At 65.9% G+C, this 13,559-nt stretch carries 8 protein-coding genes; 7 read left to right on the top strand and 1 reads right to left on the bottom strand.

What is annotated here, in order from left to right; all coding sequences use genetic code 11:
• Positions 1-32: 32 nt before the first annotated feature.
• The 6 genes from ACF66B_RS18935 (at position 33) to ACF66B_RS18910 (ending at position 8,615) form a co-directional block, all read left to right on the top strand.
• On the top strand, positions 33-473 hold the full coding sequence (locus tag ACF66B_RS18935; RefSeq protein WP_111430681.1) for a thioesterase family protein: 441 nt from the start codon (positions 33-35) through the stop codon (positions 471-473).
• Between the two features lie 653 nt (positions 474-1,126).
• Positions 1,127-1,408, top strand: coding sequence for a hypothetical protein (locus ACF66B_RS18930; protein WP_392665043.1), 282 nt, complete (start codon positions 1,127-1,129; stop codon positions 1,406-1,408).
• A gap of 37 nt (positions 1,409-1,445) precedes the next feature.
• Positions 1,446-3,845 carry a UDP-forming cellulose synthase catalytic subunit gene (bcsA, locus tag ACF66B_RS18925; RefSeq protein WP_111430679.1) on the top strand — a complete coding sequence of 800 codons (2,400 nt, stop codon included), beginning with the start codon at positions 1,446-1,448 and terminating at the stop codon, positions 3,843-3,845.
• A gap of 11 nt (positions 3,846-3,856) precedes the next feature.
• Complete coding sequence (locus ACF66B_RS18920) at positions 3,857-6,232, top strand: cellulose biosynthesis cyclic di-GMP-binding regulatory protein BcsB (RefSeq protein WP_162683332.1); 2,376 nt, start codon at positions 3,857-3,859, stop codon at positions 6,230-6,232.
• Positions 6,229-7,314 carry a glycosyl hydrolase family 8 gene (locus ACF66B_RS18915; RefSeq protein WP_162683331.1) on the top strand — a complete coding sequence of 362 codons (1,086 nt, stop codon included), beginning with the start codon at positions 6,229-6,231 and terminating at the stop codon, positions 7,312-7,314. Before ACF66B_RS18920 ends, ACF66B_RS18915 begins: the two co-directional genes overlap by 4 nt.
• Positions 7,311-8,615: a hypothetical protein gene (locus ACF66B_RS18910; protein WP_111430676.1), complete on the top strand. Its 1,305-nt coding sequence runs from the start codon at positions 7,311-7,313 to the stop codon at positions 8,613-8,615. Before ACF66B_RS18915 ends, ACF66B_RS18910 begins: the two co-directional genes overlap by 4 nt.
• Positions 8,616-8,998: 383 nt before the next feature.
• Here ACF66B_RS18910 and ACF66B_RS18905 read toward each other — a convergent pair whose 3' ends face one another.
• Positions 8,999-10,936, bottom strand: a complete 1,938-nt coding sequence (locus ACF66B_RS18905) for a calcium-binding protein (protein WP_111430675.1) — start codon at positions 10,934-10,936, stop codon at positions 8,999-9,001.
• Between the two features lie 445 nt (positions 10,937-11,381).
• Here ACF66B_RS18905 and ACF66B_RS18900 point away from each other — a divergent pair, with 445 nt between their 5' ends.
• A complete protein-coding gene (locus tag ACF66B_RS18900; RefSeq protein WP_162683330.1) occupies positions 11,382-13,475 on the top strand; it encodes a PAS domain-containing methyl-accepting chemotaxis protein in 2,094 nt (697 codons plus the stop codon).
• Positions 13,476-13,559: the final 84 nt, after the last annotated feature.

Here is a 13,559-nt window from a genome sequence, read left to right as displayed (position 1 = left end):
CGCCGCAAACGGCGCGATATAGTGGGCAAGACATGGCAGACAGGATCGAAGTGCTTCCGCTGGAGGCCTTCCCGGCACAAGTCACCGAAAACATTCGCTATGGTGACACCGACCGCCAGGGCCATGTGAACAACGCGGTCTATGCGACCTATTTCGAGTCTGGCCGCGTCGATCTGCTCCATGACAGCCTGCCGCTGCTGGAGGCAAGCGGCTGCCAGTTCGTTATTGCCCGGCTCATCGTTGACTACCTGCGCGAGATGCATTGGCCAGGCACCCCCGTGATCGGAACGGGCGTTCTGGCATTGGGCCGCAGCTCCGCCACCCTACGGCAAGCCGTCTTCCAGGACGGCATCTGCACAGCCATCGCCGAAAACGTCATCGTGTTGATGGACATGAAGACCAGACGGGCCACAGAGCTTCCGGAGATGATCCGTTCCGATTTCGAGCGGCTGAAACTCGCCGCAGGCTCCTGAGTTCCTCGTCCGACCTGTCTTTTCCGGCTTTGGTTAATCGCCTGCGGACGCTCGCAAACCGAAAGGCGTGCGCCACGCCACACAGAGCCGAAACGTCGCCATTTCAAGGCAGACACCTTGGCCCCGCGATCGGCCGCCCGCCCGCGCCGACATGCACGCTCGCCCATAACGTGCGGAAATATCGGTAAAATTCCCCGCCGCGGATTAACCAGACCTTTCTAATAAAATTGAAGCGGCCGGATCTCCTTGCGATAGACGATACGAGCCTGCCTGAAACGGAAAGCTGTGAATGCGTGCCGCACGGCCCGCATCCGGGGCAGCGTGGGAAAAATTGTTGATTACCGAGGTATTTCGCACTCAGCGAGGGGAGTTGCGGCATGAAGAGACCGACTGTTCCGATGGGGCGGAACACGCGCCAGCGTTCGGTATGCAGGCCAGCCATTCTGTGCGGCTTGATCGCGGGCCTCAGTCTCGCGGGATGCGTAACGACAACGAGCACTGCCGAGATCGCCGCATCTCTGCCTCCGGTTTCGGCGGAGGCAGGCGCACTCGCGGATAGCCCGTCTGCCGTGACATCCTCTGCAATGCCCGGCACAGGACGACTGCTCCTTCCAAACGCCACGGCTCTCCCGGGCGAGAACTTTCTGCTCTCCATGCCCGGCACGGGCCTCTTTGGTCCCTATGCCGTCGACGAGCTCCTGCGCCGCCTGGGCTCCATGCCGCACCCGTTCGAGTATGTCATCGCGCGCGATTTCATCCCAGCGGGCGGGCTCACAACGACCCTGTTTGTCGAGGATGAGCCCGAGCCCGGTATCACCTGTGTCCTCGCGGTCCGCCCGGCCGATGCCGGACGCACGACCGCCACCGTGATGCGCAACTGCGTCCCCGGAGATCGCGCCAGGGCGCTCGCACCGATGAGCATATCGGCCCTCTGACCGCACCGCTGCTGAGACCCCGGCTGAAAGGCAAGAAATGATCTATCACGGCATCTCCATATTCGGGAGCCTCGCCCGCCTTGTGCTCTGGCTCGCCGCCTTCGCGTGCCTGGTGGCGCTCATCAGCGTCCCGACCTCGCTCGGTGTCCAGGCACTGATGGGCGCAGCCGCGATCTGCTGTGTGCTCGTGCTGCGGAATTTCGTCAACATACGCATCTGGCGTCTTAGCCTTCTCGGCATCGCCTCGGTCATTGTCATGCGCTACTGGTTCTGGCGCCTCTTCGACACGCTGCCGCCCTTCGAGGATCACGCCTCCTTCGCGGCCGCTGTCGTGCTCTTCGCGGTCGAGACCTATCTGATCGCAGCCTTTTTCCTGAGTTGCCTTGTCGTCGCCGATCCCATCGACCATCGCCGCCCGAAGCCGGTGAAGGTCCGCGACCTGCCAACGGTCGATGTGCTCATCCCGTCGATGAACGAGCCGACCGACCTGCTCGCCATGACCCTGTCGGCGGCCAAGAACATGGCCTACCCCCCCCAATTCCTCAACGTCGTGCTCTGCGACGATGGTGGCACGGACGAGCGCTGCCTCAGCCCGGATCCAGGGATTGCCATGGCCGCACGCGCCCGCCGAGACGAACTCTCGGCGCTCTGCGAAAAACTCGGTGTCCTCTACCGCACCCGGCCCGAAAACCGCGCCGCAAAGGCCGGCAACATCTCCGACGCTCTTGCCACGCTCAACGGCGAGCTTATCGCGATCTTCGACGCCGACCATGCCCCGTCGCGCGACTTCCTCGCGCGCACCGTCGGCTACTTCTGCGAGGACGAAAAGCTCGCTCTGGTCCAGACGCCCCACTTCTTCCTCAACCGCGATCCGATCGCGCGCAATCTCAAGCTCCCGAAGGAAAGCCCGCCCGAGAACGAGATGTTCTACAGCCTCATGCACAAGGGGCTGGACCGCTGGGGCGGCGCCTTCTTCTGCGGATCGGCAGCCCTGCTGCGTCGGGAGGCCATCGAGAGCGTCGGCGGCATGCATGGCCGCACCATCACGGAAGATGCCGAGACCGCGATCCAGATCCACGGGCGTGGCTGGCGCTCGATGTATGTGAACCATGCCATGATCGCCGGGCTGCAGCCCGAGACCATGCCCTCCTTCCTGACCCAGCGCGGCCGCTGGGCCACCGGCATGATCCAGATCCTCGTGCTGTCGAACCCATTCCTGCTTCGCGGCCTCTCGCTCTGGCAGCGCCTCACCTATCTCAACTCCATGGTCTACTGGCTCTTCCCGGTGGTCCGGCTGCTGCTCCTGATGGCGCCGCTCGTATATCTCTTCTTCGGCCTCGAGATCGTGGTGACGACCGCCGCCGAAGCGTTTGCCTACATGGGCAGCTATCTCGCCATGGGCTACCTCGTTCAGAACATCCTCTTCGCGAATGTTCGGTGGCCCTTCATCTCGGAGGTCTACGAGATTGCCCAGGCGCCCTACCTGCTGAAGGGCGTGCTCCGCGCCGTCGTTGCGCCCCTCGGCGCCCGGTTCCGGGTGACGAGCAAGGACGAGACAATTTCCGAGACCCGGCTCACCGACGTCTATCGGCCGCTCTTTTACCTCTTCCTGCTCATGCTTGCAGGGGTCGGCGCGCTCGCCTGGCGCTGGCATGCCTATCCCGGCGACCGGGCCGTGCTCCAGATCGTCGGGGCCTGGGCCATCTTCAACACGCTTCTCGTCGGCGCGAGCCTCCGTTCACTTGTCGAGCAGCGCCAGCGCCGCGCCGCACCGCGGGTCGGAGAGCTCGCCTGCCCCGCAGTCGCGGAATTCACCACCGAGGCCGGTGCACCGATCGAAGTGCCTTGTGTCATCACCGACATCTCCTTCAGCGGCATCGGCATCGCCATTCCGCCGCGTGCCCTCACCCGAGACCTGCGCAGACCCGTGGCAGGCGACGCTTTCCGCCTCTTGCCCACCTCGCTCGAGGGCGTGGAGGAAATCGGCGAGATTGTCTGCACGGTCACGCACGGCGGCGCCGCCGATGGTCGACTCCATGTCGGCGCATCCCTTTCCGAAACGCAAACGCGCGAAGCCTATCTCACGATCGCAGCCCTCCTCTACGGCGACAGCCGCCGGTGGCAGGCGATCCGCGAGCGCCAGACTGCAACGCGCCACGGCCTGATCTGGGGAGCGATCAACGTCAGCCGTCTCGGCGTCGCCGGGATCTGGCACATGCTGCGGGCGCTTCTGCTGTCGCGTGGCAGTTCCCTCGCCGAGAGGGGCGCCAGCACCACGATTGCCGGCTGGAGCGACGAGACGCCGATCGAGGCGCAGGCCTTCATCGCCGCACGCGATGCCGGAAGCTCTGCCGCGCGGCGCGCTTACAGACCTCGCCCCGTGCCTTCGTCCGACGCCCATGGTGCGACCGGCGACGAGCGGTTGAACCTCGCATGAGAAGGCTTGCCATGATCCGTCCATTCGTTCGACCGGAGCTCCGCTGCCGCAGCCGCCTCGCACTGGCGCTTCTGCCCTTGCTTGCCGCCATGCCCGCCACGGCGGCAGAGGAGCCGGTCACGCTTGCAATCCCGCTCGCCGGGTTTCTGGGTCAGACCTCGGCGCCCGCGATCCGGCCCGCCGCCGCAGAGGCCGCGGCCGAGGCCCGTCCAGGCGCCATCGCGCTACCCCGTGTGACCGGCGCTGCGGCGGCTGTGCGTCCCTTAGAGCCGAAGACAGAACTCGTTGGGCCGCGCGTCGAGCTCGCAAATCCCGCCCCGGCTGAAGTCCATGCGCCCGAGGAACCGAAGCTGCCGCTCGCCGCGCTCTGGCCGCTCGACATGGGCCGGGTCTCGAGCGCCCGCGCACAGTTCCACGGCGAACATGACAGTCTCGCCTTCTCGCTCTTCGTTCCGCCGGGCATCGAGGCTCACGAACTCACCCTCGCTGCGGTCTCGAGCGCCTTCATCCTGCCAAGCCGCTCGACCTTGCGGGTTTTTGCCGGCGACGAGCTTATCGGCGAGATGCCGCTCCGGAGCATCTCGAAGCCTGAATCCGTGAGCTTCAAGCTGCCCAGGGGCACGCTCCATTCCGGCTTCAACCTCCTGCGAGTCGAGGTGAACCTCGCTCACCGCCTCTACTGCGGCGCCCACGCCGCATATGATCTGTGGACGAGCGTAGACCTCACGAAGTCGGGCATCCGCTATACCGCTGCGGGATTGCAGCCCGGCGGGGAAGCCTTCCTCGCCGCAGCCTCGGTCGCACGGGGAAGCGGCAAGGGCATCCTGGTCAGGGACAGCGAGATGAAGCGCGGCACTTCGGGCGAAATGCGCGAGATCAGCCGCCAACTCGGCCGCACCATGGGCGGCGGCCTCACCTTCACGACCCGCGAGGGCAAGCTCCGGAAGGGCGCGATGCCGCCGCCCGTCATCGAGATCAGCCCCGGCAAGACGAACCGGGTGAGCTTCCGCGCCGAGCCGGACGGACGCCAGATCATGGAGGTCCGTACGGATGGCTCCGCCCTACCCGATCTCTTCGGCACACCCGGAATTGCCCAGGCCCTCGCGCGCCTGCCGCTGATCCCGCAGGATGTGCCAGTGCCCCTCAGCACACTGGGCTTCGAGACCACACGGATCTCGCAGCACCTCTGGATCGAGGATATGGCGTTCCGCCTGCCCAACGACTGGCTCATCAACGTCCGCGAGCGCGCGGTGCTGCAACTCGCCTTCGCGTATCTCTCGGGCCTGCCCACGGGCGCCGAACTGCGCATCCGCATCAATGGCGAGGTGGTCCGCATCGTCCCGCTCGATCGCGGCGGACGCCTCGAAGAGAAACCGCTCGAGGTCCGTTTCGATGCAGGCCTTCTCAAGGCCGGACGCAATGTGCTCGGCTTCGAGGTCAGCGTTCCGGGGGACCCCGAAGACGAGCCGTGCCTTACGGCCGATGTCGGCCGGATCGAGATCCGCGACACCTCGACCCTCACCCTGCCCTCGTCGCCGAAGATGCACATGCCGGGCCTCTCGCACTGGATGTCGGGCGGCGGGCCGCTCTCTATCGAGGCGGCCTCCAATGCAGCCCATTCCGGCGACGATACCCGGCAGTGGGAGCTCTATCTGAGCCTTGCCGCCGCCCTCCACGGCGAAACGCCGGCCGCTGGACAGCCCGCCGCGGCCAAGCGCCTCGTCGTGCTGCGGGAGACCGACCTTTCCCGGGCGGCCTTCGGGGAATTCAGCATAGGCCGTCAGGTCACGCTCCTGGCCCTTCAGCCGCCGCGCACGCCGGTGCCTTCTCCCACTCTCGTCGCCGCCGCCACGGCCGCGACGCTACCCGAGGACCCCTTCGCCATTGCTTCCGCAAGCGGGGGAACCGGCCCGCTGAGCCAGATTGCATCGGGCGCGCAGGCGCTTGGCCTCCAGATCTCCACGCGGCTCTCACGGCTGATCTTCCCGGACCCGGTCTCCGAGCTCGCAGACTGGCTCGGCCAGACACGCGGGCAAGCGATCCTGTTCCAGCTCGATCGCGAGACGCCCGAGGATCTCTACCTGCTCCTCTCCGACAAGGCGCGCATCGACGACGTGCTGGCCGCTCTCGAAACCGTCGCTCAACGCGGCATCCCGCTCTCGGGGCACCTTGCGCTGCTGACATGGGACAATCACTGGCAGACCTGGACCGACGAGACCCGCCTGCCGGTTCTCGAGGAACCCGTCAGCGAACGCAACTGGCGCGGCGTGCTCGGGAACTTCGCCTCGGCCCGCCCGAGGATCTTCGTGGGTATCATCGCCGCCATCACCATCCTCTCGGTGCTGATCGCGAATTCCTATATTGGCGCCTCCCGGAGGCAGCGATGATCTCGCGGCGCGGTTTTCTCGCATCAGCAGCGATGGGCGCGGTGGCCTCAAGCCTCGGCTCGGGCCTCTGCGCCGCCACGGCCGCCACGCCGGATCCGCTCCTGCCGCTCTGGAAGGCGTGGAAGCTCATCCACGTCTCCTCCTCGGGCCGGGTGATCGACCGGCTGCAGGACAATGTCAGCCATTCCGAGGGACAGGGCTACGCGCTGCTCGTTGCCGAGGCGCTCGGAGACCGGGAGGGGTTCGATCTCATCCTCGACTGGACGCTCGCCAATCTCGCCGTCCGCGATGACGCGCTGCTTGCCTGGCGCTGGCATCCTGCGAACGGCGGCGGAGTCACCGATACGAACAACGCCACCGACGGCGATCTTTTCACCGCCTGGGCGCTGATGCGCGCGGCCGACCGCTTCGGCGAGCCCCGCTACGGCGAGATCGGCACCAGGATCGCGGCGGACATCTCGCGGCTCTGCCTCATACCCTCGCCGGGCAGCGCGCAGGAATGGCTTCTGCTGATCCCCGGGGTGGAAGGCTTTGCCACATCGGAAGGCGTCGTGGTCAACCCCGCCTACTACATGCTTCGCGCCATGCGCGAGATCGGCGAGCAGGCGGCCGAGCCTCGCCTCGTCGCGGCCGCCGCCGATGGCAACGCCATGCTCTCCCGACTTGCCCGCGAGCGCCTCGTGCCCGACTGGGTGCGGGTGACGCCCGAGGGGTTTTCACCCGATCCGGAGAAATCCCGCGCCTTCGGCTATGAGGCGCTCAGGGTACCTCTCTACCTGATCTGGTCCGGCCTGCCCGGCCATCCTGCGGTCGCCCGGGCGCGCGAGGCCTACCGCGCCAGCCTCGAAGAGGCGGGCGACACGATCCCGGTCGTGATCGATCCCGAAACCGGCGAAACCCGCGAGACGAGCAGTGATCCCGGATATCGCGCGCTTGCCGCCCTCACCGCCTGCGCCGGGGGCGCCCGCACCGGCGGGCTCATGCCCGCCTTCACCGCCGGACAGCCCTACTACCCGGGCGTCCTCCAGCTGCTTTCGCTTCTGGCTCAACGAGAATCAACCTTGGGATGTTACGTGCGATGAGAACCAGGATCCTTGCCGCCGGGCTCTGTGCCCTCGCTGCGCTTGCGCCGGCGCCTCATGTCACCGCTGCCGAACTGAGTGAAGCCGATCTCGCTGCACTGCGCTACTTCCTCTCGATCAACGATCAGGCCAGCGTGCAGGCCGAGATCGAGCGGCTCCAGACCGAGTTTCCCGGTGCAGATGTTCAGGGCACGCTTTCGGCGCTCGATGCAGTGGCCAGCCAGGTCGATACCACCCCGATCTGGCGACGGATCGACGCCGACGAATACGAAGAGGCTCATCAGCTCATCGCCGAGGTCAAGGCCCAGAACCCCGGCTGGGTCCCGCCCGGGGAGCTCGTGAGCGTCCTCGATGCCAAGGAAGGCCAGGCGCTCTTCGAGACCGCCTACGCCGCGCAGGACCTGCCCGCAGCCATAGCCGTCCTTGCCGATCACCCCACGATTCTCACCTGTGAGCGCATCAACAATCCCTGGCGGCTCGCCGAGATGCAGCGCGATGCAGCGCTCACCGCGGATGCGCTCTCGACCTATGATGGCATCCTGAAGATATGCCGCGAGGAGGATTTCGTCGTCGCAACGCTTCAGAAGGCAAGCGAGATCACCCGCAAGGAACAGCTCGTCGAGCTCTTCGGAGTGGCCCGCGCGCGCAATCCCGAACTCACCCCGCGGCTCGCCGCCCTGGAGGAAGAGCTCATGCCCGCACCGCAGCCGGCGGCTCCCGCTCCCGCCGCGAGCAGCGGCGGGACGGGTGGTCCCTCGCCGGTCGTGGCCCGCGCCAAGGCTGCGGCCGACCGCGGCGACTGGTCGACCTGCCTCGCGGTAACTGCCAATGTCGCCTCGATCGACGCGGTCAACCAGCGCGCCTGGTGCGCCTTCAATTTCGGCCGCACCCGCGAAGCGATCCAGGCCTTCGGCCAGGTCGCCCAGCGGGGTGGCGGCAGCATGGCCCGCGACGCCTCCTACGGCATGATCCTCGCCTATGCCCAGCTCGGCCAGCTCGATCAGGCCGCGAGCCTTGCGGGCCGCACGAAGCTGACCAGCAAGCAGCGGCAGGTGGTGAACCGCACGGTGATCTCGAAGCTCGCGGTCAAGTCCTTCGAGGCCGGGCATTACCGTGAAACGCTCACCTATATCGACCGGGTCCAGCGCGAGACCGGCAGCCTCGACCGTGGCCTCGCGATGCTCAGGGGCTGGGCGCTGCTGAAGAGCGGCCGACGCGCCGAGGCCCGGGCCCAGTTCCGCCGGATCCACGACACCTCGCCCGGCGACGACAGCCATCGCGGTCTGGTCCAGGCGCGCTGACGCGCCGGACCAGCCGCCCGAGTTCCGCCAACCACCGCATCGCCGTTACCCCTCTCGCCCAATACGGCCCGCGGCGGTTGGCGGAAACCCCACCCGCGCCGTGGCAGGCCATGCTCCTGCCACGGCGCCGCGATACGAGAATACCGATCCCCATGCCGACAACCCTGCCGCGGTCGGGGAAGCGGTCACGATGCTCCTTCGACAGAAGATGGACGTCTGCCAGGAGGTCAGCCCGAACTCTTGGTCCAATGACCACTGCAGGACGGCCGGAGCAAAGCGTTAGGGCCGCTGCCATGGGGCTGGAAAAGCCCCATGGTGGCGCCGGTCCGGCTTCGCACAGGTATGCTGTCCGGAGGGTCGCATCCGCCACGGCAGCGCCGTCGTCAGAGAACGAAATCCCCGCTATCCAGCGTGGGGCTCGAAGCCAGGATCAGCTCGAAATCGGCAACACCATCGCCATTCTGGTCGCCGGAAATGATATTTCCGAAGTAGCGCAGTTCGCGCGCGTGACCGGAGAAGGCATCACTGCCGATGAAATCGAACGCCTGGTTCCCGGCGCGATTGAGATTGGCATCGATCGCGGAAAGATCGATCAGGTCGATGTCTGGTGTGAAATCCTCGATCACATCGCTGATCATCGCGTCACCGGACTTCACACTGACCTCGGAGGCACTGCGGAACAGGAAGACATCGCGATCCTCTCCGCCCGACATCACATCGTCGCCGCGCCCTCCGACGATCGTGTCGCGCCCGAGGCCACCGGAGAGGTAGTTGCCTCCTGCATTGCCTTCCAGACGGTTGTTGCCGCTGTTGCCAATGCCCGACGTGTCGCCGGTGCCGACAAGTTCGAGCACCTCGACATTGTCGGGCAGGGTGAAGTTCACGCTGCTTCGAACCGTGTCGCGGCCCTTGACGCCATCGTCGGAGACGACATCACCACTGCGCTCGACCAGATAGAGGTCCGAACCCTCGCCGCCCTGCATCACATCCGCGCCGAGGCCGCCGTCGAGCGTGTCCGCACCCTTCCCGCCGACAAGCGTATCCGCACCATCGAGCCCGCGGAGACGGTTGTTCCCCCCGTTGCCGGTGAGGACATTGTCGAGCACGTTGCCCGTGCCGCGCAGATCAGCACGTCCGGTGAGATCGAGGTTTTCGATCTGAACGCCCAGTGCCCAGCTCAGCCCCGTCACGACCGTATCGGTTCCGCCGCCCGATCGCTCCAGAAGGACATCGCCACGGGAATCGACGTGATAGACATCGTCGCCAGCGCCGCCGATCATGCGGTCGGCGCGCCCGCCCCCGTCGAGCGTGTCCGCGCCGCCACCACCGATGAGCGTATCGGCGCTTCCGTAGCCCCGGAGCAGGTTGTTGCCATCATTGCCGCGGATCTCGTTTGCCCGACCGTTGCCGATCCCCCGGATGTCGTCGCTTCCGACGAGCGTCAGGTTCTCGAGCACCTTCGAGAGAGTGAAACTCACTGAACTGCGGATGAGGTCTGTGCCACCATCCGCCGCCTCGATCACCCGGTCACCGGTCTCGCCCACGACATAGACATCATCCCCGGCGCCGCCGAGCATCCGATCCAGCCCGTCGCCTCCGATGAGCGTATCGCCGCCCGCTCCGCCCAGCAGGGTGTCATCACCCGCGCGCCCCTCGATGCGGTTCGCGCCCGCATTTCCCGCAATGCGGTTCGCCACATCGTTGCCGATACCACGCAGCCCGGATGAGCCCGCCAGCGTCAGGTTTTCCAGCCCGAACCCAAGCCGGTAGCTGATATGCGCAATGACACTGTCAGTGCCGTCATACTGCGCCTCGACCACCCGGTCTTTCCGGTTGTCGATGACATAGACATCGTCGCCAGTGCCGCCACGCATGTAGTCGGCGCCGCGCCCGCCATCGAGCGTGTCATTGCCGTTATAGCCCTCGAGCGTGTCCTGGCCGCCAAGCCCGAAGAGCGCATCATTGCCATCGCCGGCAGCGAGGAAGTTCGCCGAGGCGTTGCCGGAATAGGCGATCCCGTCGAGGTAGGCCTTCTTCCATTCCGCCTCGGTGTTGCGGAACCCGGGGTCGAAGGTCACTCCCAGGTGAAGGATCCCGTCGACCTGCAGGAGCGTCCGGGAGACGGAATAGGTTTCGCCCGTGAGCGTATCGAAGGAGCCGAACCACTTCTGGACGATCTCCTTGCCCGCCAGCGGACCGGACTTGATGATCGAGCGGTTGACGACAAGGCTCTCGCTGTTGCGCACCGGCGCCCAGTCGCCCGTATCGTACCAGAAGCCCGTCGTGGGGCCGGCGGAATCGTAGATCTTGAGATGAAGCATGGCGGCTCGATGGATCCCTTGGCGAAAATCAGGATTTTGTCTTGAATTGTTGAAGGTTTATTACCGGACGCCACCCGAATCCGGAAAAATGAATCGTCTGAATGGTTAACCAGGGGGCGGGATCCGCACGAAAATGCGGTCAGTTATTAAGACAGGTTTTACACTTGAGAACGATAAATTCTCGCCAGTGGCGCGCAGAAGGCGCCTTGCAAGTCAAGCAACGAGTCCCGACAGCCGGGGCCGCAGGGAGCGGAAAGGCAGCACGACAGCTGTCTTCGAAGACCGGATCCTGAAGCCACCTGTCCTTGAATGCCATTCTGCCCTGAAGAGGAAGTCAATGAGGATCTTTCGCTCCCTCCCGACAGCATGCGCGCTGGTCGCGCTGGCCGCTACCCTTGCCGCGCTCCTTCTCAGGACGTCCGGGCCCGCTTCTACTGGCGGCTCAATGGGGTTCGGCCTCGATGTCCTGCTTGCGGCAGCCGTGGCAAGCGCTGTCTGGCTGATCGTGCGCCAGCGGATCAGCGCTCCCCTGCATCATCTCGGCGCTGCCGTCGCCGAGCCCGGAGCGGCGCTGCCGGAAACCCGCCGCGGCGACGAGATCGGCGCGCTCGCCCGTGCCATCACCACTGCGCAGACAGACGCCGACACGTCCGGCAAGCTGCGCGATCAGACCCAGACGCTCGCCGCCCTGGGTGACATCATGGGTGTGATCGAATTCGATCCGTCCGGGAAGATCCTGTCGGCAAATGCAAACTTCTGCAAGACGATGGGCTATGCTCCGGAAGACATCCTCGGCGAGCCGCATGCGATGTTTGTCGATCCCGCCACCACAGGCTCCGCGGAATACCGGCAGATGTGGCAGCGCCTTGCACAGGGCGACACCGGGCTCTCCGGCACCTTCACGCGCTTCACGCGCGATGGCCGCAAGGTCTATCTGCAGGGTGCGTACATGCCGGTGAAGGACGACGCCGGCAAGGTGATCCGGGTCGTGAAGATGGCGCGGGACGTGACGGCAGAAGAGACAGAACGCCAGGAGCTCGAGCGCGCCAGCCTTTCAGCCTCCGCGATCGTCGATGGGGTCGGTGCGCAGCAGGGGATCGTCGAGTTCACGCCAGACGGAAAGTTCCTCAAGGGAAATGCGAATTTCCTGAAAGCCATGGGATATTCCGAGGCGGAACTGGCCGGAGCGCACCATTCGCTCTTCGTCGAGCCGGAATTTGCCGCCTCCGCGGACTACCGCGAGATGTGGCGGAAACTCGCAAACGGCGAAACGGCCGCCGCCGTGACCCACAAGCGTATCGGCAAGGGCGGCCGGGTCGTCTATCTCCACGGCGCCTACACCCCGGTGCGCGACGCGTCGGGCAAGGTGGATCGGGTCGTCAAGATCGCCAGCGACGTCACCCAGATCGAGAACGAACGCCATGCCGCGGCGGAGCGGAAGGCCGAATTCGACCGCGAGCGCGCGAAGGTCGTCACCAACTTCAGCAGCTCGCTGACGCTCCTTTCGGAAGGCGATCTCACCACGCGCATCAGCGAGCCCTTTGCGGAAGAGAATGAGCCGCTGCGTCTCAACTTCAACAGAACGGTCGCGACGCTCGAAGAAACCATCGTCTCGGTTCTGACGGCGGTTTCATCGATCCAGAACGAGTCGTCTCACGTCGCGCAGGCCGCTGACGATCTCTCCCACCGCACGGAAAACCAGGCCGCAGCGCTGGAACAGACAGCCGCAGCCCTCGAGGAGCTGACGGCCAGCGTCAAGGCCGCCAGCCAGAACGCGGAAAAGGCCAACTCCGACGTCGGCAGCACCCGGCGACACGCCGAGGAAAGCGGCCGCATCGTGCGCGAGGCGGTCGATGCCATGGGCCAGATCGAGAAATCCTCCGAACATATCTCCCAGATCATCGGCGTGATCGACGACATCGCCTTCCAGACCAACCTTCTCGCGCTCAATGCCGGTGTCGAGGCGGCACGGGCCGGCGAAGCCGGGCGCGGCTTTGCCGTCGTCGCCTCGGAGGTCCGGGCCTTGGCCCAGCGGTCGTCCGACGCCGCGAAGGAGATCAAGGGGCTGATCCTCGAAAGCACGGATCAGGTCGGCCGCGGCGTCAATCTCGTGCGCAAGACCGGTGAATCTCTCGCCACGATCGTCGGGGCGGTCTCCGGTGTTGCCGATCTGGTGAACGAGATCGCGGTGTCGGCCCGCGAACAGTCGGTCGGGATCAGCGAGATCAACACCGCCGTGAGCCAGCTCGATCAGGTCACGCAACAGAACGCCGCAATGGTCGAGGAATCGACCGCCGCCAGCCACGCGTTGCGGAGCGAAGCCGAAACGCTGGCCGGTTTCGTGCAGCGCTTCCGCACCAGCGATGAGGCCGGCCCCGCGGCCAATGTCGCGGCGGCGCCCCGGAAGAAGCCGGTGATGGCGGCTGCGGCAAGGCACACCGCGCCGAAACCGGCCGCGGCGCCGGCTCCGCGCAGCCGCGGCTCGTCCATGCTTGCCGCCAAGGCCGACGAGGATCTCAACGACTGGGCCGAGTTCTGAGCGCCCCGCCTCCCCGGCGCTAGACCCGGAGATCCCTGCCGTTCCGGAAACCGACTGCTGCAGCTCTGTCTGCGGCAGTCGCAT

The sequence above is a fragment of the Amaricoccus sp. B4 genome (assembly GCF_043226085.1).
Taxonomy (GTDB): Bacteria; Pseudomonadota; Alphaproteobacteria; order Rhodobacterales; family Rhodobacteraceae; genus Amaricoccus.
Note: the sequence above shows the minus strand (reverse complement) of the source record. Positions and strands in the feature narration are given on the sequence as shown.